General features: G+C 42.9%; 17 protein-coding genes and 1 pseudogene. 9 read left to right on the top strand and 9 right to left on the bottom strand.

Annotated features, from left to right (window positions below; all coding sequences use genetic code 11):
- Window positions 1–95: 95 nt before the first annotated feature.
- Window positions 96–446 (bottom strand): annotated as a pseudogene (locus AB0756_RS13675) (DUF2887 domain-containing protein); the annotation flags it as partial.
- A gap of 91 nt (window positions 447–537) precedes the next feature.
- Between AB0756_RS13675 and AB0756_RS13670 the strand changes: the two are divergent.
- The 7 genes from AB0756_RS13670 to AB0756_RS13640 all read left to right on the top strand — a co-directional run bounded on the left by AB0756_RS13670 (window position 538) and on the right by AB0756_RS13640 (window position 12,259).
- Window positions 538–3,453 carry a DUF4132 domain-containing protein gene (locus tag AB0756_RS13670; RefSeq protein ID WP_038084223.1) on the top strand — a complete coding sequence of 972 codons (2,916 nt, stop codon included), beginning with the start codon at window positions 538–540 and terminating at the stop codon, window positions 3,451–3,453.
- A 411-nt stretch (window positions 3,454–3,864) separates the two neighbouring features.
- Entirely contained in the window at window positions 3,865–4,971 is a 1,107-nt protein-coding gene (locus AB0756_RS13665) for an ATP-binding protein (RefSeq protein WP_038084221.1), read from the top strand.
- A gap of 185 nt (window positions 4,972–5,156) precedes the next feature.
- The gene (locus AB0756_RS13660; RefSeq protein ID WP_050046242.1) at window positions 5,157–6,101 is read left to right on the top strand and encodes a DUF5682 family protein; all 945 of its coding nucleotides are present in this window, start codon (window positions 5,157–5,159) and stop codon (window positions 6,099–6,101) included.
- Between the two features lie 66 nt (window positions 6,102–6,167).
- Window positions 6,168–7,379, top strand: coding sequence for an RNA-guided endonuclease InsQ/TnpB family protein (locus AB0756_RS13655; RefSeq protein ID WP_167844644.1), 1,212 nt, complete (start codon window positions 6,168–6,170; stop codon window positions 7,377–7,379).
- Window positions 7,380–7,387: 8 nt separating this feature from the next.
- Complete coding sequence (locus AB0756_RS13650) at window positions 7,388–8,809, top strand: DUF5682 family protein (protein WP_050046243.1); 1,422 nt, start codon at window positions 7,388–7,390, stop codon at window positions 8,807–8,809.
- Window positions 8,806–10,203, top strand: a complete 1,398-nt coding sequence (locus tag AB0756_RS13645; RefSeq protein ID WP_038080763.1) for a VWA domain-containing protein — start codon at window positions 8,806–8,808, stop codon at window positions 10,201–10,203. Before AB0756_RS13650 ends, AB0756_RS13645 begins: the two co-directional genes overlap by 4 nt.
- Window positions 10,204–10,210: 7 nt before the next feature.
- The gene (locus AB0756_RS13640) at window positions 10,211–12,259 is read left to right on the top strand and encodes a hypothetical protein (protein ID WP_038080762.1); all 2,049 of its coding nucleotides are present in this window, start codon (window positions 10,211–10,213) and stop codon (window positions 12,257–12,259) included.
- A 336-nt stretch (window positions 12,260–12,595) separates the two neighbouring features.
- Here the strand turns inward: AB0756_RS13640 and AB0756_RS13635 are convergent, their stop codons facing one another.
- From AB0756_RS13635 to AB0756_RS13615, 5 genes are all read right to left on the bottom strand, one after another.
- Complete coding sequence (locus AB0756_RS13635; protein WP_038080760.1) at window positions 12,596–13,498, bottom strand: Rpn family recombination-promoting nuclease/putative transposase; 903 nt, start codon at window positions 13,496–13,498, stop codon at window positions 12,596–12,598.
- A gap of 147 nt (window positions 13,499–13,645) precedes the next feature.
- Window positions 13,646–15,316 (bottom strand): glycosyltransferase family 4 protein, encoded by a 1,671-nt coding sequence (locus AB0756_RS13630; protein ID WP_038080758.1) that lies wholly within the window; start codon window positions 15,314–15,316, stop codon window positions 13,646–13,648.
- Between the two features lie 44 nt (window positions 15,317–15,360).
- Window positions 15,361–15,930 (bottom strand): phycobiliprotein lyase, encoded by a 570-nt coding sequence (locus AB0756_RS13625; RefSeq protein WP_038080756.1) that lies wholly within the window; start codon window positions 15,928–15,930, stop codon window positions 15,361–15,363.
- Window positions 15,931–16,103: 173 nt separating this feature from the next.
- Window positions 16,104–16,784, bottom strand: a complete 681-nt coding sequence (locus tag AB0756_RS13620) for a HEAT repeat domain-containing protein (protein ID WP_038080755.1) — start codon at window positions 16,782–16,784, stop codon at window positions 16,104–16,106.
- Window positions 16,785–16,963: 179 nt separating this feature from the next.
- Window positions 16,964–18,406: an MFS transporter gene (locus tag AB0756_RS13615; RefSeq protein ID WP_038080754.1), complete on the bottom strand. Its 1,443-nt coding sequence runs from the start codon at window positions 18,404–18,406 to the stop codon at window positions 16,964–16,966.
- A gap of 138 nt (window positions 18,407–18,544) precedes the next feature.
- On the opposite strand from AB0756_RS13615, the gene AB0756_RS13610 reads away from it, so the two are divergent.
- A complete protein-coding gene (locus tag AB0756_RS13610) occupies window positions 18,545–19,057 on the top strand; it encodes a phosphoribosyltransferase (RefSeq protein ID WP_038080753.1) in 513 nt (170 codons plus the stop codon).
- 24 nt (window positions 19,058–19,081) lie between these two features.
- Here the strand turns inward: AB0756_RS13610 and AB0756_RS13605 are convergent, their stop codons facing one another.
- On the bottom strand, window positions 19,082–20,002 hold the full coding sequence (locus tag AB0756_RS13605; protein ID WP_038080752.1) for an AEC family transporter: 921 nt from the start codon (window positions 20,000–20,002) through the stop codon (window positions 19,082–19,084).
- A gap of 102 nt (window positions 20,003–20,104) precedes the next feature.
- Between AB0756_RS13605 and AB0756_RS13600 the strand changes: the two genes are divergently transcribed.
- The gene (locus AB0756_RS13600; RefSeq protein ID WP_038080750.1) at window positions 20,105–20,920 is read left to right on the top strand and encodes a M15 family metallopeptidase; all 816 of its coding nucleotides are present in this window, start codon (window positions 20,105–20,107) and stop codon (window positions 20,918–20,920) included.
- 90 nt (window positions 20,921–21,010) lie between these two features.
- Here AB0756_RS13600 and mrdA (AB0756_RS13595) read toward each other — a convergent pair whose 3' ends face one another.
- Together mrdA (AB0756_RS13595) and mrdA (AB0756_RS13590) are read right to left on the bottom strand one after the other, a co-directional pair.
- The gene (gene mrdA, locus AB0756_RS13595) at window positions 21,011–22,825 is read right to left on the bottom strand and encodes a penicillin-binding protein 2 (protein WP_038080748.1); all 1,815 of its coding nucleotides are present in this window, start codon (window positions 22,823–22,825) and stop codon (window positions 21,011–21,013) included.
- A gap of 373 nt (window positions 22,826–23,198) precedes the next feature.
- On the bottom strand, window positions 23,199–25,013 hold the full coding sequence (gene mrdA, locus AB0756_RS13590; protein ID WP_038080746.1) for a penicillin-binding protein 2: 1,815 nt from the start codon (window positions 25,011–25,013) through the stop codon (window positions 23,199–23,201).
- Window positions 25,014–25,214 lie beyond the last annotated feature (201 nt).

Here is a 25,214-nt window from a genome sequence, read left to right as displayed (position 1 = left end):
AACATCTAATCTATCTCCTTTCGGCTTAAGTGTTCAAAACCTTCGGGTTCGCCAGTCCCCAGGGCGCGGGAAACCCGCCTCCAGGGCTGGACTTACTCATACACTATAATTGTCGTCACTATCTCTATTATCACCTGGCTCAATGGTGGAGAAACTTCTTAACGAGTTCTGGTTAATAAATACCTTGCTTCTTCTGGTGCTTGTTCTTCACTGACAGTGGTGAGTACCATCAGTGCTACCCATAAGGGTAAGGAACGGATATCCCCCAACTCGTTCAAATACACCCGATTTACTTGCTCGTCGTGGAGTAAGGTGCGATAAGCATAAACATCGCTTTATTTAAGACTGCGCGTTGGGTAAATTATCACTGCTTGCCAGTCGCTAAATCTAGGGCGTTGGCGATAAAAATATAACGCTGGTTCAGCAAATAACCTTTCATATTTATTTGAGTTTTTGGGAATCCTAATCAATATGGCAACAGCGAGGGAGAGAGGCAAAATTCCGCATCTCGAAAACATAGCTGAAAGGGGATAGAACATGGAAAGAAAAACACTACAAAAGTTAGAAATTACACGCTCTCTCAATCTCAATCTTAATGTTGAAGACTGGCAATGGGTAAATAGTCAATCGAGAAATCCTCTAACGAGACCGCAAGTAAAGCCTTTTGATAGACAAGATGCCCTAGAACGCCTTTCCAAAGTTTCGGGCGAATTAGAGTGGAATAGAGCACAGATATCTATTTCCCTTTCCCGTGAAGAATCTGTCTTTTGGTTTAAGGCAATGAGCCTTGGGAATTCTTCTGTAGTAATAAACAAACAAAATTTTCAGAAATTGGTTACACAAATGTCTTTGGAGTCGGTGACTGAGGAGTTAACGATAGAAAGTCTTTTTCCTATTCTACTCGATTTTAGATGGTATAGGTTATCACAATTTTTCTTTCTGCCTTTATCTAACTTATTTCCTTTACGTGATTTAATGCTTGCTGCAGAAAAAATTTACTTTTTAGAAACTTATAGCGCTATTGAATATATAAATTCTGCCGCCTCTCAAGAGTGTGTAAATTGGTATTTTAAATCTTTTGATTCCAATCAGCTTAAAGAAAAAGCAACAAATATAATCTATCATAAGGAAAGCCAAACCAGCCAAATATTGGATTTATTATTACAAGGATTTAAAAAATTTGTTTACCCTTATTTAACCGATACAGAAATTCTAATTTTACGCCAAGACCTATCTCCTGTTCTCAATCCTAGTAGCCCTTGCTGGAAACATTTTTACTCTTTAGCAACATACTTAGGTATGCGTGATGAAATAAAAGTCTTGATAGAAAGTTGGCCAGAAAAATCTAATTCAAAGTATCTGCAATTAGAGATACACGATTACCGTCTGCGTACTATTGACATTATATTTGGGTTGGGAAATGCTCAGCTTGTAGAACAACATATACGTCGCCAAAACATAGGTTTAGCCAGAGCAAGTGATATTAGAATTTGGCTGGCATACACTGAATACAGCGCTTTAGATTGGGTGTGTCGCAGTATTATTCAATCTCCTGACTTGCTAGAAAGTTTTACAGAAGCTATCAAAGCCCCAGAAGCGGCTCCTTATATGTTGGAGTTATGGCTTTCTCTCAAAACACCTCAATTAGCCCGTCAATGGCTGGAAGATAATCCGGTTGAAGCAATTGTGGGTTTGATTCCAGTGGCTGCAGGAAATGTACATCCTCCTATCAATGTCAAACCAAGCGAAATGTCTCGTGGAGCACTGGATTTCCTAAAAAGTATGAAGCGGAAGGGTTTTGATAGCATCATTCAAGCAGCTTTAGAGAGAGAATCACCGGAAATTGCCGAGCGCATTCGTGTCAAAATTTTTAACAGTGAAGATTTAAGTTACATCCCTTTTGATAGTCACAACACCCCAAAATGGTTAACTCTTCAAGTCAATGAATTCCGTAAATTCAATTCTACAAAAGTCTGTACTTGGGTTGCTCCTGCTGACTTACCTCTATTAATTGTGGAAGAAAACAGCTTAAATACCGAACAGGTTGCTATGTGTTTGTTTGCCTTGAAACAAAGTACTTTAGATAGCCCCCATCCTCTAATTCCAAATTTAAAAAAACACTGCAACCAACACTCACTTGATGCCTTCGCTTGGAGCCTATTTCAGCGCTGGTTAACAGAAGGTGCGCCATCAAAGGAAAAATGGGCAATGGCTGCATTAGGGCTACTAGGGTCTGATAGTATTGCTCTCAAACTCACACCATTAATCCGCCAATACCCAGCAGAAAACCAGCATCTTCGTGCTGTATTTGGTCTGGAATGCTTACGTGCTATCGGTTCGGATACTGCCTTAATGCAGATTCACGGTATAGCTCAAAAGGTAAAATACCAAGGACTCAAGAAAAGAGCCAACGAGTGTTTGCAGGCGATCGCACGAGAACGAAAACTCACAAAAGAACAATTGGAAGACCGTATAATTCCAGACCTCGGTTTAGATGCACGCGGTCAACGAGTGTTTGACTTTGGCGCTCGTCAGTTTCAGTTTATACTGGGAGACGATTTAAAGCCCAGAGTACGGGACGAAAAAGGAAAACTCTCCACCAATTTACCCAAACCAGGAGCTAAAGATAATCCAGAATTAGCCCATCAAGCCATAGCCGATTGGAAACTGCTCAAAAAACAAATTGAACAAGTTGTGAAAATTCAAAGCCTGCGTTTGGAAAAAGCAATGATTGTAGAAAGACACTGGCAATGGCTTGAATTTGAAAGCTTATTAGTACGCCATCCTTTGATGACCAACTTAGTCCAAAGATTGGTATGGGGCGGGTATAATTCTTCTGGAGAAATGCTCGGAACATTTCGCGTAGCAGAAGACCAAACTTACGCCAATGAAAGCGATGAAGAGTTTATCCCAGAAGGAATGATGACGGTTGTTGTTGTTCATCCTCTCAAATTAACAGACTCAGAGCGTGCTGCTTGGACTCAAGCTTTTAGCGATTACGAAATTATTCCGCCGTTTCCACAAATCAACCGCGAAATCTACACCTTACAACCACAAGAGAGCCAAGAAAAAGAAATTACCCGCTTTAAAGATATTTTAATTCCCGGTCTTACCCTAGCAAGAAAAATGGAACACCTTGGCTGGGTGCGCGGTCGATTGCACGACCACGGGGATTATAGAGTTCATTATAAATATTTTGCCAAAGCAAATGTGACCGCAATTATTGGCGATTACGAAAACCAGCACGTCGAGCAAAGCAGTATTTGGGGGGATGATGCGATTGATGGTTGCTGCTTTTTTACTGGAGACTTTTCACCCTACGAGTACCCAGAGCCCGGTTCTTGGTATCACCGTCAAACTCAGAAAGAACACTTGCTGTTAGGTGAAATCGATCCTCTAGTGATGAGCGAGGTTTTGAGAGATTTATATACAGTGACCGCTAAAGCAAAGTGATAGCTACCTTGTGTGTAAAAGCCGACAATCTTTCCTTAAGCATAGCTGTGAGAGAAGCTACCCTGCCTTTAAAGTAACGAACAGACACAAATTTTTTGAAAATAAGTACATCAATACTATACTGAAGTGCGATCGCGTAATAGCACGGCGATCTGCTTGTCGGGAGCTAGCCATAATTAACAGCCGATTTCAACTTGGTGAGGTACAAAATTACCCTTCTCTGTCACCTCCAAGGTATCGGGGGATAAAAGGGGGGTGTACTCCATTTAAATGCAAAGCGCTGTATTTTTCCCATTCCGCTTGCTCAAATTAACTGAAAATTTATTTGAGTTTTTGGGAATCCTAATCAATATGGCAACGGTAAAGGGCTAATAGAAGCAACTTTTCCCCATAAACTCTACAGAAAATCAAATGCCAACCAAAAAAAACAAACCTCCAGAACTTCAACGCCCAGCCGCCGAAACCCTCTACGCCGACGAACTCAAACGCCTTGCTGAAGCCGATGGCGATACACCCCGTCCGGGCGGGTGGAAACTCACACCCCGCTCCGTTTTAAAATTTCTTCTTGGCGATAAACAACTGCATATCAAAACCAAATTTGTAGGTAACCGCAGCTTGATAGAACGCTGTATAGTCGCATTAGCCACCCATCGCGGTTTAATGCTCATTGGCGAACCCGGTACAGCCAAAAGCTATCTGAGCGAACTGCTTGCAGCTGCAATTAGCCAAGATTCTACCCTAACTATCCAAGGGAGTGCGGGTACAACGGAGGATAGTATCAAATATTCGTGGAACTATGCTTTGTTATTAGCTGAAGGACCGAACGAACGCTCTCTAGTGGCTGCACCTTTGTACCGGGGAATGCAAGAAGGAAAAATTGTACGGTTTGAAGAGATTACCCGTTGTCCTCTGGAAATTCAAGATACCCTGCTGTCGATTTTAAGCGATCGCGTGATGACCATACCCGAACTTCCCGACGAACAATCCCGCACGCTCTACAGTCGCCTTGGTTTTAACGTGATCGCCACCGCCAATACCAGAGATAGGGGAGTGAATGAAATGAGTGCAGCACTCAAACGCCGATTTAATTTTGAAACCGTCCATCCGATCACCGATTTAAGACAAGAGATGGAGTTAGTGCAACAGGAAACGGATCGGCTTTTGCGTCAGGCTGGGATTCCTTTGAATTTACCATCAGATTTAACTGAAGTCTTAGTCACGACTTTCCGCGAATTAAGAACGGGAAAAACTAACGATGGTAGAACGTTTGAGGCTTTAAGTACGGTGATGAGTACGGCTGAGGCGATATCTGTCGGTTATGCTGCTGGTATTCATGCATACTATTACGGTGAGGGGCGATTAAATGCTAGTTATATCTTACAAAGTTTGGTAGGGTCGGCAATAAAAGATTCTTCTGAAGATTTTAAAAGACTGCGTCATTATTTTAACCATGTTGTTAAAGACCGCAAACAAAAAGTTTGGCAGGAGTATTATGAGTCTCAAAAATACTTATTTTGAGGTGTGATGACTTATTTAAATGAACCGCAGAGGCGCAGAGGACGCAGAGGTAAGAGATAGGACTGGCGGTGGTGTACATACACCACCGCAGCCTTATAAAGGGGGGAAACAGACAATTCAGTTCGCTCCCCTTGAAAAGGCGAGGGCTAGGGTGGGGTAAAACTTAAGGCAAAAGGAAATGGAATGTGCAAACTCAACACGATATAGAATTCGATGCAGAAATTCTCAACCTAAATTCACCTGTGGTGTTTTTCCCGGTACGCCACCACAGTCCTGCTTGTTCTCGTATTTTAAAACAACTTGCTGCCGAACTGTGCCCTGTAGCGATTGTTATAGAGGGTCCTTCAGACTTTAATTCTCAAATTTCTGAGTTATTTTTACCTCATGAATTACCTATTGCTATTTACAGCTACACTTGCTTGAGTGATGGAACGAGGCGGGGTGCTTTTTACCCTTTTTGCGTATATTCACCAGAATGGCAGGTACTTCAGGTAGCGAAAAGCTTAGATATTCCTGCCCAATTTATTGACCTTCCTTGGGCTGAAATTGCTAGCTTTGCACAGAACAGCCATCGCTATGCAGATACGGAATTTCAGCGTAGTGGATATGTTGAAACTCTCTGTGAAAATTTGGAAGTCGAAGGGCTTAATGACGTTTGGGACTTGCTATTTGAAATCGATCCCCACCTTAACCCACAGGAATATTTGAAGCGCTGTCACCAATTTTGCTTTCATGCTCGTCTGAGTGATGGTTGTTCTTCTGCTATTGACTTGTTACGGGAAGATTTTATGGCAAGTCAAATTATCAAAGCACGCTCCACACACTCAGGTCAAATTTTAGTTGTCACTGGTGGTTTTCACAGTTACGCACTTTATGCTAAGGTGTTTGACCGACCTTTTCCCATTTCCCCCACTTCTCCACCAATCTCCACTTCCCAATCTCCAAACACGGGAATCGCTTTAACGCCTTTTAGCTACGATCGCTTGGATAGTTTGATCGGTTATGATGCAGGAATGTCCAGTCCTGGCTTTTACCATCAAGTTTGGGATGATAGGTTATTGGGAGAAACGGATACTTACCGCAAGGTATTAACCAAAGTTGTCAAAGATTTACCAAGAGAATGGGTCTAAAGCCTCGCCCTTCTAGGGCGACTTTATATGTGTTATAATATTTTGCGTAGAAGTTTTCCACGGAAAATGATTGTTTTAGAATTCAAAGCCAAAGGGAAAACGACTCAATATACTGCCATTGATGAGGCGATTAGGACGGCTCAATTTGTTCGCAATAAGAGTATCCGTTTTTGGATGGATAATCGAGGCGTGGGACAAAAACAAATGTATCGCCTTAGTAAGTCATTGAGAAGCGAATTCCCGTTTGTAAAAGCTTTGAATTCTAGTGCTTGCCAAGCTTCTATTGAACGGGCTTATAGTTCTATTGCTCGTTTTTACGACAACTGCAAAAAGTCTGTTCCGGGTAAAAAGGGATATCCAAAGTTCAAGAAAAATTCTCGCTCAGTGGAGTATAAAACCTCTGGGTGGTCACTTTCCGAGACTAGGAAACAAATAACCTTCACCGACAAAAAAGGTATTGGTACGCTCAAGCTGAAAGGAACATGGGATTTAAACTTCTACCAATTAGAACAGGTAAAACGAGTTAGATTAGTTCGTCGTGCTGATGGGTATTATGTTCAATTTCTGATTAGTGTAGACAACAAATTAGAAACACAACCCACAGGGAAAACCATTGGTTTGGATGTAGGACTTAAAGAATTCTATACCGACAGCAATGGACATAGTGAACCTAACCCAAGGTTTTATCGCACAGGAGAGAAACGTCTAAAATTTAGACAAAAGCGCGTTTCTCGTAAAAAGAAAGGCTCTGCCAACCGTAAGAAAGCTATTAATAAATTAGGGCGAGTACACCTCAAAATAAGTAGGCAACGTGAAGAACACGCCAAGAGACTGGCGCGTTGCGTAATCCAATCTCACGATCTGGTATCCTATGAAGATTTGAGGATTAAAAATTTAGTGAAAAATCACTGTCTCGCTAAATCTATTAATGATGCTGGTTGGTATAAATTCAGAAAATGGTTGGAGTATTTTGGGGTGAAGTTTGGCAGGATAACTGTTGCGGTTAACCCCGCCTACACTTCTCAAGAATGCTTCAGTTGTGGCGCAATAGTCAAAAAATCTCTATCTACAAGAACCCATGTTTGCGAATGCGGCTTTGTCATAGATAGAGACTGGAATGCCGCTATCAATATTCTGAAATTAGCCTTGAGTACCGTAGGGCATACGGGAACTTGGATCTACTATCCGAACGCTTCAGGAGATTCGACCTCTACTCATACTGGAGAAATCCTGTATCAGCAAGTTGGGTCTGTGATTGAAGAATCTTCGCCCTTATAGGGCGGAGAGTGTCAAGCAAGCGAAATCAATTATTTAGCTCGGCTGATTTGATTGCGGTGGAAACAACAGCACAAGGATTGGCTGCTTTAAGAGGTCATGTGGTTGTATGGCGACAAGATTTAATTGATGGTATTATCGCGTCTTTAATTAAAGAAGAATTGAGTGCTCAAAGAAGCCATCCTTTCTTGGCTGCTGTGTATGATGTTTTACGAGGTCATGCTAGGGGACGCTTGGCTGATGGAACTTCCTTACCGCCTTTAGTACGGAACATTCAACAACTTTTGCAGCAAAATGGTTTGGAACCCAGAACTAAAGCACGAGCAATCGATTTCAATCTACATTTATCCTTAGATTTGCAAAAATCGCATATTCTCCACCAATTAAAATTATTAGGTATTCCTGGATATACAGTCACTGGTGGTAGCGATTGGGTCAGCCGTCAGGATTTGTCATACGTTTGGGAGCAATGGACGATTAGTTGGAGCCAGCATTACGAAGCCAGTTGTATTGAAAATGCCATCTACGGGTCTACTCTTGCAGAAGCGGCTGAGGCAAAATTATTGGAGCTAGCAGCACAAATAGAGCGAGATGCAGCAAAAGCCGCATTACTGTTACTTGATTCTTGCTTGATGGGATTGCGACACCTCAGCGAACTTTTTTATCAAAAGTTGTTGTTCCTCATTCGCTCTGACAGTCAGTTTTTATCGCTTGCAGAAGCTTTAGGGCACATACTTTATCTGTATTGCTACGATGAAGTTTTGGGAACCACCCATCAAGATGAAATTGGCAACCTTTTGGTTGAAACATTTCAACGCGGGTTGTGGCTTCTAGAAAGTCTCGGTCAGATGCAGGGGAACGACCAGCAATTACTGCAAGGCATAAAAGTTTTGTTGGAGACTTTAGAAAGATGCGAGCGATCGCTAGATTTAAATCGCAATGCATTTATCGATGTCTTCCGGCGTCTTAATGCTGATGTCACTCAGGCTCCTTTAGTGCGAGGTGCGGCTTGTGGCGTTCTCTGGACTCTAGAAACTTCACCAACCCAGCAGGTGCTTTTAGATTTGCGTTCTTGCTCGCAAGCCAACCAAATAGGGGATTTTCTCACTGGGTTGTTTTATTTAGCTAGAGAGGTCGTACAGCGCCATCCGGATCTACTGCTGAGTATTGATGAACTCGTTAGCAGCTTTGATGACAACACATTTTTAGAAGCTTTACCTGCATTGCATTTAGCATTTACATACTTTACACCCCGCGAGAAACACAAGATCGCTTCCACCCTTATAAAAGCGTGGGGGGAAGATGGCTGCGAAACAGAATCGCTTGCAGAGTTAGAAGTGAGCGTTGAAGTTGCAGCCCAAGTGTTAGCTTTCGAGACAAAGCTGTTTGCAGCCGTTAAGCGTTACGGTTTGAGGGGAGGGGACAAGCAATGAGTGATGAAAATACCAAACGTCGAACCCGTTGGCGATTGATTTTAGAAGCTGGTAGCGAATCTGTTTTGGGTGGAACTTTAGATGATGTTTCGCAAGCCAGAGCTCGAGCGATCGCATTTCTCTATGACCGGGAGTATAATTCCCAAGAAAACCGCTCGCGCAACATTCGTCCGGGAACGGGAGTACAAAAGACAGCCGCGCAAACAGGGCAAAAATCTCAGGGAGCGCGGGGAAATGGTTCCCAGAGTGGAGAGACGCCATCTCAACAAGACTCAAAAAACGGAGAACCGAGCGCTTCTGGTGAATCGCCAGCAGAATCGGGACAAGAAGATACTACCAGTAGCGGAAACAAACCGGAACAAAGCGAACGGGGAAATACACAAGGACAACCCGAACAAAGTGGGGGTGAAAGTTGGGTTCCACCGCTTGACCGTCAGGGGGGATTGGGACCCTCTCAACTAACAATACCTGAGTGGATCGATGCAATACACGAGCTATTTCCGCAAAAAACCATAGAACGTTTGGAAAAAGATGCTTTGGAGCGCTACCAGCTGGAAGAAATGGTGACCAATCCAGACTTATTAAGCCGCGCCCAACCCAGCCAAACATTGTTAAAAGCCGTACTTCGGACCAAGCACCTGATGAATCAGGAGGTGTTAGCGATGGCGCGACATTTGGTCAGGAAAGTCATTGAGGAACTGCTCGAAAAACTAGCGCAAAAAGTGAAATCGCCGTTTTTAGGTGCGGTAGACCGACGACAAAGGTCATTTTTAAAAGTAGCAAAGAATTTTGATGCGGAAACAACTATCCGCCGTAATTTGCAGCACTACGATCCAAAAACCAAGCGTCTTTACATCCAAAAACCTTACTTTTTCTCGCGTATCCGCCGCCACGTAGAACGCTGGCAAATTATTATTTTAGTTGACGAGTCTGGTAGCATGCTCGACAGCGTCATTCACGCTGCGGTCACTGCGGCGATTTTCTTTGGTTTAAAGCAAGTGCGTACCCACCTCTGTTTGTTTGATACGTCAGTGGTAGATGTCACAGAAGAATGTTCCGACCCAGTGGAAACTATTATGAAAGTTCAGCTAGGAGGAGGAACGGATATCGGTCAAGCTTTAACTTATGCTGCATCTCTCGTCGATAATCCCCGCAATACAATTGTTATTCTCATTACAGACTTCTATGAAGGAGCGCCAGTACAGCAATTGCTAACCACTACCAAGAATTTGATTGAAAGTGGCGTAACGCTATTGGGTTTAGCAGCTTTGGACGAACAAGCAAATCCCAATTATGACCGAAATATTGCCCAGCAAATGGTTAACCTTGGTGCTCATGTAGCAGCCATGACTCCAGGAGAATTAGCCCAGTGGGTAGCTCAAAAAATACGCTAAATAAACTATGCTACGTTCAGATTTACTTGCACTGACTGCAGATGATTTAACGGTTCTGAGCAACCGGGGTTTGGTGAAACGCGCTCTTAAAGAAATAGAAGAAGGACGAGTGTCATCTACCATAACAGAAGATGGGAGAGGAAATGTTACTGTAAGTTGGTCGGATGATGTGGAATGTGTTTTGCCAGCAGGGGAAGAATTGAGCGATAAGCACTGTAGTTGTTCTGCGATCGCTATTTGCCGTCATCTTATACGTTCTATCCTGATCTATCAGCGTACAGCAGTTCCCAAGCAAGAGCTATCCGATTCCCAAGAGAACAGCCCTCCGACTCCCTCCCACTCTGCTTGGAATCCAGGTGAAATTGACGACGCACAACTAGCCCAGTACTTTAACAAAGCTACTGTCAGCCGAGCGCTCCGGGAATTTAACTCAGGTCATGTTATTGAGTTAATCAAAAGCAGCAAACCCATTGCTCGCATTCACACCCTAGCTTATACTGTCAAATTTTTAGTTCCAGGCGATATCCGCTACACTTATTGCGACTGTTCCGAACCCAGTCCCTGTCGTCATACTCTGTTTGGGGTATGGGCTTTTCGCCAACTCAGCAGCGAGCAAATGAGCGGAATAATTTCTACTCAAAAAGAAGCCACACCAATTCCTGTCGATGTCTTAGATGAGATTGAAAATAACTTGCGATCGCTACTTTTTGTTGGAATTAGGGGACTGTCCGCGACTGCAATTGGGCGTTTGCGTCGTTTGGAACAAACTTGTCGCAATTCAGGGCTGATATGGAATGCAGAAATTTTGGCGGAACTGGTGCAAGAAAAAGAACGCTACGATTCACGCGATGCTCGTTTTTCACCCACAAAGGTGGTGGAACTCATAGGGGAACTTTGCATTCGCTGCGATGCAATTCGTAACGATACCGGGGTTGTTCCTCAATTATTTATTCGTGGCTCTCAAGCAGACAAACTCACGGAAATTGGTGCAGCCAGATTGCTCGGTTTGGGGTGTGGCGTGCAAGTACAAAGGCAAAACGTGCGTTTCATTGCTTACTTTCAAGATACAGATTTAGGAACGGTTGTTGCTGTGTGTCAGGATTTTGCCGAATCTCCACAAGAAGCCAATATAGAACCTCCCGAATTTTGGAAAATGGCTGAGAAACCAGCTTTCAAACAAGTGAGTTTTACCACTTTGGGTGCAGGAGAGATGTTGGTAAAAGGAGGAAAGCGAACGCCCAATTATCAATTTTTGCCAAGCCGCACTCAGGTCATAGTGAATCCTCAGTCCTTTCAGTGGGAGTCATTGCGATCGCCCTTATTAGTGGAAGATTTTCACTCACTGCGATCGCATTTGCAGCTACAATCTCCGAGTTCCCTTCGTCCAAGACGGCTCACTGAAAATTTTCATGTTTTCTGGGTTCATCAAGTAGAAAATATTGAATTTTCCAGCATTGAACAAGCTGTTATTGCAGTGCTTTATGACTGCGATCGCAACCGATCCATTCTCAAGTTTCCTTACACTTATCGCAATAGAGTAGGTACTGAATCCCTGTTAGGACATCTCTTAAATAAGCGATTGCTATTTGTAGCAGGGCATATCTACTTAAGTACGGAGGGATTAGTCATTACACCAGTTTCTTTGATTTTCCAAACAGGTGAAAGTCGCACCATGCTGCAACCCTGGATTTGTCAAAATCTAGAAATTGATGGCGATCTAAATTTATCAAAGATAGAAAAAATCTTTTTAAGTGAAGATTTATTAAATGATTCCAATTGCCATCCGGTAGCCTTATTTTTAGAACAGTTACAGCAGGCGATGAGCGATTTAACAGTTATGGGATTAGAAAGAATTGACTCTCAAATTTTAAGCCATTGCCAAAAAATTTGTGATTGTGGCAAAGCTATGGGTTTTGTTGATTCTATAAAACGGATGACTCAATTAATTGAAATTTTAGAACAAAAGAACAATAGTCTGGATTGGGATTGGCAACCCGCCACACAAATTATTTTAGAATTGTCTCTTTTAATAAAACTCTCTCAGGATATAATGTAACGCTATTGATGACTAAAGCAGATGGGGAATTGAGGGAAAGAATGAGAGACGGATCGTTCGTATCAAGTATTTCGTGAAATGGTATAAGTCGGCGTAAACGAGCGTTATTTGTTTGTAGATGCGATGCACGTGTATGCATCGCATCTACGAAAGATTTTCAACCATCTTGTACGATAATTAACAGTGATTCTGTGAAGTGAGACCGGGGATAGTATTGGGTCAAAGTATGGCTACATGGAGTTTACAGCGTTTCAGCATCACCAACACGACTGGCATTACACCTCCGGCTTAAGTACTTGTTGTCAAGACAGAATCGGGTTCCGCGAGCCTTCTTACTTATGAAACATTGTCTAACCAAGCCTGCAAATCAGCCAAACTGGTAAAATCTAACAGTGCTTCGCTTAAATCTTCCAGAACAGGCAATGGCAAACCAGAAATTTGCCGAACCACTTCCTCAGAAAGTTTCTGCCCAATGCGTTTAGTTAGGAGTCGAAGAATGAGGTTAGCAGCCTCTTCTTTTCGTCCTTCAACACGTCCCTCAACACGTCCTTCAACACGTCCTTCAACACGTCCTTCAACACGTCCTTCTTCCTTAATTTCTTGGTATACTCGCGTTTGCTGTAGTGTAATCCCTAACATCGATTCTACCTCCACTCGGCTCAACTGTTCAAATCTGTAAACCATAATTGTCGTCACTATATCTATTATCACCTGGTTCAATGGTGGGGAGACTTCTTGACGAGTTCTGGTTAATAAATACCTTGCTTCTTCTGGTGCTTGTTCTTCGCTGACAGTAGTCAGTACCATCAGTGCTACCCATAAAGGCAAGGAACGGATATCCCCCAACTCGTTCAAGTACACCCGATGTACTTGCTCGCCGTTGAGTAAGGTGCGATGTGGATAAACATCGCTTTGTTCGATACTGCGTGTTGGGTAAATTATTACTGCTTGCCAATCGTTAAATCTCCCTCGTTGGCGATAGAAATATAACGCTGATTCAGCAAATAACCTTTCGTAAAGTTGTTCGTCTTTTTGAAATTGTACTTCACAAAAATAAACAATTCCCGCACTTTCATTTTCTGGTGGGAGAAATACTCCATCAATCTCAAATTTAGGTTCTTTGACTGCTACCGAATCAAATCGGTATGCACTCGCATTGTTTGGGGCATTTGCCAAAAGTTCAAACAGCAGTGAGGGAGATTGTTGAAACAGTTTGTAAAAGATTGAGTCGCGGCGCATGAAGCATTCTACTTAATTTATTAAGGAAAATTTGCAATAAATTTCATCTTACATTCCCCGCGCATTTATTTTTCTAACATTCTACCCAATTTCCCTTTTTGGTTCCTTTTGTTAGAGAAAAATCAAATCCTCCTTAATGTTAAGAAATTATCGCTCTTCCAACCGCAGAACATCAAATTTTAACAGATACATCAGGGTGCGAAATAACTCTGTTGGAGGAATATGCGGATGTTTGTTGAGAATTGTTTCAAGAGATTGGGAGCCATCTTTAAAAAATGTGGCTAATATAGTGTCTGTAGTTTTTGTGTTTCTTCTTTCTGCACCAAAGCCAGTCATCCAATTTTTCTGAAGTTCGCTTAAACCTTCTGAAGTTGCCATAGAACCAAGCCCTAAAACTAATTCACCAGTTAACTTTGGATTTGGATAATGAGCAAATAACGCGAATGGATCGTCACACAAAGGATAAGGTGGCTGACTGGGCTGCATGGGAACAGAAAGTGTCGCTGTAGAACGAATCTCTGCTAGTTCCCGCCATAAATTCTCATAAGCAGCAATAACGACTTTCCAGTCATATACCTCTCTAGCACGTTGCTTTCCATTTTCCCCAATGCGCTTTCTGAGTTCGGGATTTGTAATTAATGTTGCGATCGCATTTGCCGCTGCTTCAATATCTACAGCTGTTACCATTGAAGTATGAGCAATATAAGAACTGTAATTCAAGCTTTCATTAAGATATGCAAATGCTAAATCCCGTGCCGCACCGGGAGGTGGTATGAGAGTAGGAATCTTCCAACCATCAATTTCATGACGCACGGATTCTTGATATCCATCCCAATCAGAAACAACGACAGGTAAACCAGCCGCCATTGCTTCTATAGGTGTCAGTCCAAAAGTTTCTTGAATGTTATCCACTAGAGAAATAAAAATATCAGCAGCAGACCAAATTCCCGAACGGATTTCTGGTTTGCGTCCATCTACAAAAATACAATTGACTGAAGGACAAAAAACTTGATGGCTGCTTTTAAAACTAGCTTCTTCTTTTTCATCTTCAAACCAGCCTGCTTGTACAAAATGAATTTTAGTCTTAGTAGCTTGTGCTGCTTTTTCCAAAGCTAAATACATTGGTACGGGATGGGCTTTTGCATAGAAACAAAGCCGTCCAACAAACAAAACAACAATTTCATCTTGGGGAATACCAAGCACTTGACGCAAACGATTGCGAGTGGAAACAGCAGCAGTTCCCTGTGGAAAAGCATCGCAATCTACACCTAGAGGAATCACTGGTAGTTGAAACTCAATTTTAGGTCTGCCACCCGTCCTTTGTGCCAAATAATCAGCCCAAGTATTTAGAAGACGTTCAACAGCAGTTTTCACTGCAACAGATGGGCAAATCAAAGCATCCCAAGGCTGAAGAGGGGCAATAAGGAAATCCCCAATCCCTTCCATGACCCCAATACTTGCAATAGTATGAGTCACGCCACAAATACTGTATGCATTTTGGTCAGTAAATCGTCGTTGCCATGCCTGTTTGGAAAGTAACGGATCGGGACGGTAAATTGTACCCGCTTGTGATAAAAGTTGAGGATTGTGAGATGTAAGCCACTGCACTTTCCGCTGAGATTTCATCCATGGTTGGATGCGCTGACAAAATTCTGAAAACTCATTTGAACTTCCCGTATAACAGAACAAAGACTCCGCAGTGCCATGCTGGACTAAGGCTTTGAGAAAACCTTCACCTGCAGCTTGACGACCGAGGAGTCTTTTTCCACGAGTTTCAAACCCGTCTGCTTTATAAAAAATTGCTGCCGTATTAGTCATAGCTCAGTCACCAGTTATCAGTAGCCATGATAACTGGTCACCGATTACTGGTCATTAGTCACTGAACTCGTTGCATCCGCCGCTTTCGCAGCTTGACCACCACCCATGCGAATTTCAGTTGTCAGGGTAGCCATACTAAAACCGCCGAACCGCTTCAAAACGCCAACTCTCATCCGCAAATTGGGACTGGCAAACCAAAGGCGTTCTTCAGACCACATCGTTTCGTACTCTGTTGTGAGAGTTAAGGTATCATCACTACCCATCTTATAACGTCCGGCAACTGGAGCTTTCTCAGCGTAGCCCATTTCCCGCAATAACTTACCTTCATTGGGATTATCTTCATCTGGTACCACAACTAACACTGTGGAACCAGTATGCTTTTCTTCATCCCATTCCATCGTGCCATTCCAAGTCACCCTGGCACCACAGGAAGCAAGGTTGGGATCGATTTCGTTATGCTGGCAAAGTTTGATGACTTCAGGATGATCTTTTGCCAAAGATTCAATCGAAATATCTGATTTGCCATCTTCTGATTGCTTAAATGCCAAATGATGACTGGTACGATGGGAAAACCATTTCCCACCACTTAGTTCAAAAAACTCTTTTATATCCATAGAAAGAATCTACCTTTCTTCAAAATCCTTCTATTTTCCCACTTATCTTAAAGGTAGCAGGAGGTGTGCAAGTTAATCGATTTTGGATCTGAGAGCGTACCTCTAACACAGACAAACGCAAATAAATTTCTCTTCTATTTGCGCCTGAAGGTACATTGAGAGTGCGAAGCCCACTAAGCTCGATCACCTGCTTCCTCAAGTCGCTTTAAAGAAATTCTTGATGCTTCAGAAACGTGTGGATGGTTATCTTTTTCTAAATATTTTAGAGCAGAGACGCTCTTGGGAGTGGGAAGATGTCCTAAAGCTTCTGCGAGCCGTTGCCGTACCAACCAATCTTCTGATTGGGCAAAGCGTAGAATTAAATCTACAGACTCCACATCTTTAATTTCTCCAATCGCTGCGATCGCTGCTTGTTGTAAAACCACTTCTTTGCTGTCCAAAGCCTGAATGAGTATATCGCGAGCGCGTTTGTCTTTGAGATTGCCAAGAGAGACCGCAGCACTAAAGCGTACCAACCAATCGGTATCTTCGTAAAATGCCCGCATCAAAGGTTCAACAGCTCTTGTATCTCCTAAGTAACCAAGAGCACCAGCAGCATCAGCCCGCATACCATAGTCCGGATCTGTTTCCAGAATTTTAATCAGAAGGGGGTAGCTTTCTTCTGTTTGCTTAATGCCTAAAGCAAAGATTGCCATGGATCTCAGTTGGATAGATTCGTCGTCCAACACTTTCTTAATCAAAGGAACCGCATCTTCTGCAGGAACTTCCCTTAAAGATGCAAGGGCTACCATGCGATCGCGTAAATTCTCGCTTTCCAATTGGGTGGAAAGTTCCTGTATTGTTGGAGTTTTCATTCAGTGTATGATATCTTCTTAGCTGCTATGTATATTAAGTATTATTACAAATTCTCAGACAAATGCGATCGTCCCAGCAGTGTGCATATCCGTACTGGAATTTGGGTACTAGAGACAAGGGGAATAAGGGAGACAAGGAAGAATTGAATGACTATTACAATCCAAATTCCAAAAACCTCTTATTGGTTTTGCCGTTCTTTGAGTTGCAGTACGATTTGCGCGTGTAGCTCGCGGGTAAGGGGATAAAAGTAAGCTAAAACTAAGCCAAAAATTAAAGCGAGTGCTGGTATGGGACCAATAGAGAAGCGAATGACTTCTAATACAGAATCAGGTTGATTTGGTAACGGGATTTCTGTTGTAGGTTTAATATACCCAGCTGTACCCAGCCTTTGCAGAACTATATTCACAGCCAATCCCAAACAAATTTTTTGCACGAACACTATGAAACTGTAAAAAATACCTTCCCGCCGTTGTCCCGTGTTTAATTCATCCAGTTCAATCACATCGGGTAGCATCGACCAGGGAACAAGATAAGCCGTAGATACTCCAAAACCCGCCATAACTGCTAAAAAGTACATCAACACAATTTGACCGGGTTGTACGAAAAAAAGTCCAGTCTGGGCGATAAGCCACAAACTCATTCCCATAAAGTACACCGCTCGTTTGCCATAACGTCTGCTGATACCACTCCAAACAAATAGCATGGACATAGCGGTTCCCTGTACTGCCAAGAGTACTAAGCTAATATGCCATTGCGGAAGGCGCATCCAACTAGTGACAAAGTAGGGGATAATACCTGCTGTTAGCTGAACCGCCAACCAAGAACACAAATAAATCCCTACTACAAATAAGAAAGGGCGATTTGTAAAAGCAATTTTGAGTTGCTGTAGAAAAGGAATTGAAACTGTTTGCTCTAATTGTGGATGTTGCTTTGCTACAGCTTGAGCGCGACCTTTTGTTCCCCAAACACACCAGTACAAAGGCAACACGGAGATAATGGCACAGATAGCTCCTAAAAGTAAATATTGTGTACTTTTGTTATTGGGAACGACTATGGAAATACCCAAACCAATTATGAGAGCAAGAATGCTACCGCCAATAGAAAAGCTAAAGCGAAAACTGTTCAGACTGGTGCGTTCGTCATAGTCTTGAGTTAATTCTGCTGTTAAAGCAGTGTATGGTAAGTTAACAACCGTATAAAAAGCATTAAACAAAATTGAAATAGCAGTGTAATACCAAAATAACCCCCACTGATTTGCATTTTCGTTATTACTAAAATGAGGGACAATCCACTGCAAAAAAAAGAAGACTCCAAAAGGAATTGCTCCCCAGATCATCCAGGGATAACGCCTTCCTTGCTGACTTTGAGTGCGATCGCTTAACACCCCAACCATAGGATCGTTGATAGCATCCCACACTTTACCAATAAGCTGAGTTTGCCCTGCTAATTGGGGTTTCAAACCTGCGACATCTGTCAGAAAAGGCGACAAATAAGAAATCCCAATCATAGCAGTAATTGCCGTACCCAAATCTCCAGCACCAAAAGCTATTTTGGTACTCAAGTCTAACTTGTCACTTTCTGGAGTTTGTTGGGCGCAGTCATCAGAGTCAGAATTGTTCATAAAACTTTATACTTGTAATAACATCAACTATGTTGCATATTGTCCACTGTCATCTGTCATGTTCCACTAACCACTAACAATGACAGTCAAGACACCTGTCCTACACCGCTAACTACTAATTACCAACCACTAACCAATATGCAAGACCTTTACGTTTCTTGGTCAGATTATCATCGAAAAATTGAGCACCTGGCGGCTAAAATCTATCAATCTGGGTGGGAATTTAACCAGATTGTTTGTCTTGCGAGAGGAGGACTGAGGGTTGGAGATATTCTTTCCCGTATTTATAACCAGCCTTTGGCAATTTTAGCAACATCATCTTACACTGGATCGGGAAAGCAAGAGAGAGGAAATCTCATCTTTTCACGCCACTTAACTATGACCACCGAACATTTGGGGTCGCGCATTCTTTTAGTGGATGATTTGGTAGATTCTGGCATTACTCTTCAACAATGTATTCCATGGCTACAAGACAATAGCCAATCTACTATAGAAGATATTCGGACAGCTGTCCTCTGGTACAAAGCTTGCTCTGTTATAGTACCGGATTACTACATCGATTACCTACCAGACAATCCCTGGATACATCAACCTTTTGAACCATATGAATTAATGAATCCGGCGGATTTGGTGGAAATGGTTAGTAGTTAGTTGTTAGTGGTTAGCGATCGACGACTAACCACTAACGACCAACCACAATGGCAAAGTGAACAAAAGTAACATGGTTCCCATTGCCAATGCAGTGACTGCGAGATCTCGATCGAGGTTGAAGGTTTCGGCAAGAACCAATGTGGCAAAGGCTGGGGGCATTGCCATTTGTAGCAAAATAACTTGTGCCACTGCTCCAGTGAGACCAAACAAGGGTAGAATGCTGCTAACTAATAAGGGAACAACTAACATTTTGATGCCCACACTTATGGTAGCTTTTGGAAAACTGTGCCAAGAATTGAGTTTACTCAGTCGCATCCCAATTAAGACAAGGGATAAGGCAACGGAACACCATGCTACTATTTCCAGACAAAAATCTATGGTTTGGGGGATTTGAATCTGTCGGAGGAGGAAACCAAATCCAAAACTCCATAAGGCTGGATTGATGAAAATGGCTTGAAGCACTTGCGCGTGATTCCGGGCATTATCGCCAAAACGAGCTGCTAGAGCAACACCCAATCCATAAGCCGCTAATGTTGTTCCAAGCAAATCATAAAACAATGCCCATGCAAAATACTGAGTGCCAACTATTGACAGGGTGACAGGATAGCCAATATAACCTGTGTTACCCACCATTGCCGCTAAGAGAAAACTACCTTGAGTTGATTTCTGGGGTGTTGTGTTGGTCCAATGGGTTAGTCCTTTAATTCCTAGCCAAGCTAAAAACGCCCCTAGTAAAATAGCTAAGAAGGCGATCGCTGGTGCAATCCAAATCGGTCCCGACAAGTCAGCTTTTCGTAGAAAAATTACAATGCTTATCGGTACTCCTACCCAAAAAAGGAATCGACCTACTAGGGTAGGCACTGTCTCGGGTGACTTGCGTCCCAGGATATATCCTAAAAGGACTAGACCCACTAAAAAAAGGTACAGTTCTAAGAGTTTACGCAAAACTGGGACTTATATAAGTAGATGTAAAATATTACCTAATTTTGTGTCCTTCTATCTAGTTTACAATTTTTATGGTTATTTATAAAAAGCAGGAGTGGGCTTGTGAGTAATGCTGGTTTTCCCGAACAACCACAGGACACACCAACTAGTAAAAGTGAAGATATCCCGGCAGCTTTACGCGATACTCCTGATGCAGAAACTAAGGTCCGCTTCCGATGGTTCATTTGGTTGGGTGGAGGAGTGGCTGGATTTGTCCTGCTGGCTTTGTTGAGTGGTTTGTTTTTCCTGTTTGTGGAATCTAAAAAACCAAATAATTCCAAACCTTCTCCTACGACTTCAAATCCTGCAACTCCGCAGAAAGCTGGAAATTCTGCCAAAGTGAATGAAGATTTAGTTTTGGGGCATTTTTCCTACTCGGAAGCCCCTTCGACCGAACTTCAACCAATTACTCGTGATGGACGTATCAAATTGAGAGCAACTGCTGCTCAAAAATATCAAGAGATGGTAGCAGCTGCTAGAAGCGCGGGGGTTATTTTAGTTCCAATTTCCGGTTTTCGTTCCATACAAGAACAAGAACAATTATTTTTTGTGGTTGGTGCTCAGCGAAACCAGACACCCGCACAGCGGGCGGCTGTCAGCGCACCTCCCGGTCATAGCGAACATCACACGGGTTATGCTGTAGATGTCGGAGATGGAAACGCACCATCAACCAATCTCAATACTAATTTTGAAAAAACAAAAGCTTTTCAGTGGTTGCAAGCAAACGCAGCTCGTTTTAGTTTTGAGCTGTCATTCCCTAAAGGCAATCTTCAAGGAGTGAGTTATGAGCCATGGCACTGGCGTTTTGTGGGCGATCGCGGTAGCTTGGAAACATTTTACCGAGCTAAGAATTACAAACCGGTCACCCAAGCAAAATAATAAAGGAACTGGGGACTGGGGATTGGAGAGAACCATATGGTTTGTAAGGCGCAATGCCTTGCGCCCCTACATCATTTATCGTCGTCTTTTTCAATTTCCTGCTTTTTGAGACTTAGCAGGAGCCTTGTGCCGGAAGTATTCTTCGATAACTTGCAGTACCATAGGAGCAGAAACGCTACCACCGCCACCGCCAGAGTGTTCGGCAAATGCTAAAACCACAATTTCTGGCTTATCGTAGGGAGCATACGCACCAAACCAAGCGTGATTTGCTTTGACTCTATGCTTCCATGCTTCAGCAGTACCGCTTTTACCAGCAGCGGGAGGAATGGTTGTAACATTGAGTGCTTTCCCCGTACCCTCGGATACAACTTTCCGCAAGCCTTCGCGTAAAACTTTCACGGTACTTGGCTTCATATTTAGCGATTCCCGCCAATTTTTCGATTCTTCATTGTCTTTCAGTAGGTGCGGTTTGACTCGATAGCCACCGTTGGCTGGAACAGCAAACATGACCGCAACTTGTAGCGGTGTCGTTTGTAAAGCGCCTTGACCGATAGACATATTAATACTATCTCCGACAGTCCACGGCATTTTCCACACTTTTTGCTTCCATGCTTCGTCTGGAACGTTTCCTTTGGTTTCTTCAGAGACAAATTCTATTCCCGTTTTCTTTCCAAACCCATATTTTCGCGTCCAATCAATTAAAGTAGGACCGCCAACGCCCCGACCAATTTGGTAGAAAAATGTATCGCTACTCCATGCCATAGCTCCTGGAAATCCCAGAGGACCGAATCCTGCATGATTCCATTCTGCAAATGTCACCCCACCAACTGTTAGAGAACCGTAGGTCTGCAGTACCGTGTTGGGAGAAAACTTGCCTGATTCCAATCCAGCTGTTGTGGTGACGATTTTGAAAGTACTCGCGGGTGGATAGGCACTGCTAACAGCCCGATTGAGCAAAGGATGGTTTTCTCCTTGTACGGTCTGCCAATCCTTTGTCGAAAGTTTTTGCTTCGAGAAGATATTTGGGTCAAAGGTGGGGTGAGATACCATTGCTAAAACAGCACCGTTACGCGGATCTAGGGCAACAATAGAACCGTCACGACCATTTAAAGCTTTTTCCGCTGCTTTTTGCAGGTTTAAATCTAAAGTTAGGTGGATATCATTCCCTGCTTTTGCTTGTTTTTCTCCCAGGACTCGAATTGGGCGACCTTTACCATCCACTTCCACCTGCTGACCGCCCCACTCACCCCGCAATGTTTTTTCATATGCCTTTTCTACACCCATTTGACCGATGACATCACCAAGTCGGTAACCGTCTTTTTTCTTTTCTCTCAACTGTTGCGATGTCAATTCTCGCGTGTAACCCAATACGTGAGCTAGAGCTTGTCCGTGAGGATAATAGCGCACTGCTTCGGTATGAATTTCCACAGTTTGCAGTTCACTAGCATACTCTTTTAGGGCCGTAATTTCCGCTTCGTTGAGGTTGCGGGCAATCCTCACAAGAGCCATGTTTGGACCTGCTTCTTCTAACTTCTTGATAATGTCGTCTTCAGGTATATCAAGAATTTTAGACAAACGCGGACCGACAACCGACCATGATGGTTTTGTATGTGCCATAGGCCACAAATACACGGAACGGGGATAGCGAGTTGTCGCTAGCAGTTTGCCATTGCGATCGAAGATATTGCCTCGTTCAGGTTGTTTGGGGATCGTGCGAATCCGATTGGACTCTGCTCTTTCTCGGAGCTTTGCTCCTTCAACAATTTGTAAGTAGGCTAAACGAGTGCCAATCCCCGCAGTCAGTAGTAAGGTAAATATGATTAAAAATAAGGGCTGAGAACCGCGTCCAACGGTACGTGTTTCTCTTTTTTTAACTAGGGGTTGAGGTGATTGCAGTAGCGCCATATAACAAGCAGGAATTGCGAGAAAAAGAGTAATTGTATAGGATTACACTAAGATTTTACCTAGTTTTTAGGAAAGCAACTAGAGTAGTGCAGTCTTATTGCAAAATGTTTTAGCTATATAGAATAAACCAAAGTGTTACCTGTAATCTGCTTGGCAGAATACACATACAGGCATCTTTCTGGCAAAATTGTAAACTTTACCAAAAATTAACCCAACTGCAATGCCTGCTCGGTAAACTATGATGACGCCTTGTTAATTTTATACTACTTCTTTCTGCTATCTACGGCAATAGTTGTTTGTCAGTCGAGCCTTTTTTCCTCCCCTGCGTCTGATGCTTATCTCAATGGAAAATCTTTTCAGTCTTTTGGAATTCCTATGGTTCAGATTTTTTGTATTTACTTGGATGTTTCTTATGGAAGTACTTTTCTAACACTTGTAAAACCATAGGTCCACAATCGCTCCCTCCATGTCCGCCAGAATTTTCACCAAACGCCACCACCACAATTTCTGGCTTATCAGCTGGAGCATATGCTCCAAACCAAGTATGATTGGGACGACCAACGCCAGCCTCAGCAGTACCGCTTTTTCCAGACGTTGGAGCAACGGATGGTACGTTCAAACGCTTACCGGTTCCTTCAGTCACCACCTTCCGCAGTCCATCGCGAAGTACTCTGATAGTACTGGGCTTCATGTTTAAGGATTCCCTCCATTTTTTTGATTCTTCGTGGTCTTTGAGCAAATGGGGTTTGATTCGATAACCACCGTTAGCTGGAACAGAGAACATAATCGCTGATTGCAGTGGCGTGACTTGTAGCGCACCTTGTCCGATGGACATATTAATGGTGTCCCCTACAGTCCAAGGAATTTTCCACGCTTTCCGCTTCCATTTCTCATCTGGAACTAATCCTTTTGATTCCTCGTCTATCAACTCAATTCCAGTTTTATGACCAAAGCCATACTTACGAGTCCATTCAATTAAGGTCGGACCGCCAACTCCCTTACCAATTTGGTAAAAGAACGTGTCGCTACTCATTGCCATTGCCTTTGGAAACCCCAACGGTCCGAATCCAGCATGGTTCCACTCTCCAAAGGTGACTCCACCAATGGTTAAGGAACCGTAAGTTTGCAGCACTGTACCGGGAGAAAATTTTCCTGATTCCAATCCCGCACTTGTGGTGATGATTTTAAAGGTACTCGCAGGAGGGAAAGCACTCAGAGCGCGATTGACGAGGGGATGGTTTTTCCCTTGTACGCTTTCCCAGTCTTTTTGAGTCAGCTGTCGTTTGGAAAAAATATTGGGATCGAAGGTGGGATGAGACACCAGTGCTAAGACAGCACCATTGTTTGGATCGATTGCAACAAGAGCACCCTTGGGAAATGTTAAAGCTTCTTCAGCAGCTTTTTGTAAATCTAAATCTATGGTCAGGTGAATATCATTGCCTGCACGAGCTTGTTTTTCTCCCAATACGCGAATTGGACGACCTTTGCTATCTACTTCTACCTGCTGACCGCCCCATTCTCCTCGCAACAAATTTTCATACGCTTTTTCTACCCCCATTTGACCAATAACATCTCCAAGTCGATAACCTTCTTTTTGCTTTTTTTTCAGCTGCTCTGGGGTTAACTCACGGGTATAACCAATGATATGGGCTATGGCTTTACCGTTAGGGTAATAGCGTACTGCTTCTGTATGAATTTCAACGCCTTGAAGTTCGTTTTCATACTCTTTTATAGCTGTGACTTCGGCTTCATTCAGGTCGCGTGCTATCCGTACAAGGGTTGTTGCATTCGGACCTGCAGTGTCTAATTTTTTTTCCATCTCCTCTCTGGAGATTTTCAAAACTTGTTCGAGACGCGAACTCACAACTGACCATGATGGTTTTGTATGTGCCATAGGCCATAAGTACACTGAACGGGGATAGCGTGTTGTTGCTAACAGTTTGCCATTGCGATCGAAAATGTTGCCTCGTTCGGGTTGTTTGCTGATTGTCCGCATCCGGTTTGCTTCTGCTTTTTGTCGTAGCTTTGGACCTTCAACAATTTGCAAATACACTAAACGAGCATTAATACCAGCCATCATCGCAATGGTAATAATGATAAAAAATATAGATTGGTAATTTTTTCCAACAGTTCGTAAACCTTTATTTCCAAGAAATCCGCTAAATCCAGATGTTTTTAAGGAAGCCATAAAGCAATACCTCAGGGAGCAATAATTCTTTTTGATATAAAAACTATGAAGGAGGAAGGATAAAGGATGAAGGATGACGTAAAATTTAGATTTAAAACCAACGAAATACTTATCAGCAGATTGCTCCTCGAGCTACCTTTATTTTGAAATTCTCGTTTTAGCCATATAGACTTGCATCATATTTCATCCTTAATACTTCCT

This window comes from Tolypothrix campylonemoides VB511288_2, assembly GCF_045999855.1.
Taxonomy (GTDB): Bacteria; Cyanobacteriota; Cyanobacteriia; order Cyanobacteriales; family Nostocaceae; genus Scytonema; species Scytonema bouteillei_A.
Note: the sequence above shows the minus strand (reverse complement) of the source record. Positions and strands in the feature narration are given on the sequence as shown.

What these genes read in the sequence shown, in the direction of transcription:
- AB0756_RS13670 (WP_038084223.1), top strand. Translation starts at nt 538, where the DNA reads ATGGAAAGAAAAACACTACAAAAGTTAGAAATTACACGCTCTCTCAAT.
- AB0756_RS13665 (WP_038084221.1), top strand. Translation starts at nt 3,865, where the DNA reads ATGCCAACCAAAAAAAACAAACCTCCAGAACTTCAACGCCCAGCCGCC.
- AB0756_RS13655 (WP_167844644.1), top strand. Translation starts at nt 6,168, where the DNA reads ATGATTGTTTTAGAATTCAAAGCCAAAGGGAAAACGACTCAATATACT.
- AB0756_RS13645 (WP_038080763.1), top strand. Translation starts at nt 8,806, where the DNA reads ATGAGTGATGAAAATACCAAACGTCGAACCCGTTGGCGATTGATTTTA.
- AB0756_RS13640 (WP_038080762.1), top strand. Translation starts at nt 10,211, where the DNA reads ATGCTACGTTCAGATTTACTTGCACTGACTGCAGATGATTTAACGGTT.
- AB0756_RS13635 (WP_038080760.1), bottom strand. Translation starts at nt 13,498, where the DNA reads ATGCGCCGCGACTCAATCTTTTACAAACTGTTTCAACAATCTCCCTCA.
- AB0756_RS13630 (WP_038080758.1), bottom strand. Translation starts at nt 15,316, where the DNA reads ATGACTAATACGGCAGCAATTTTTTATAAAGCAGACGGGTTTGAAACT.
- AB0756_RS13625 (WP_038080756.1), bottom strand. Translation starts at nt 15,930, where the DNA reads ATGGATATAAAAGAGTTTTTTGAACTAAGTGGTGGGAAATGGTTTTCC.
- AB0756_RS13620 (WP_038080755.1), bottom strand. Translation starts at nt 16,784, where the DNA reads ATGAAAACTCCAACAATACAGGAACTTTCCACCCAATTGGAAAGCGAG.
- AB0756_RS13615 (WP_038080754.1), bottom strand. Translation starts at nt 18,406, where the DNA reads ATGAACAATTCTGACTCTGATGACTGCGCCCAACAAACTCCAGAAAGT.
- AB0756_RS13610 (WP_038080753.1), top strand. Translation starts at nt 18,545, where the DNA reads ATGCAAGACCTTTACGTTTCTTGGTCAGATTATCATCGAAAAATTGAG.
- mrdA (WP_038080748.1), bottom strand. Translation starts at nt 22,825, where the DNA reads ATGGCGCTACTGCAATCACCTCAACCCCTAGTTAAAAAAAGAGAAACA.
- mrdA (WP_038080746.1), bottom strand. Translation starts at nt 25,013, where the DNA reads ATGGCTTCCTTAAAAACATCTGGATTTAGCGGATTTCTTGGAAATAAA.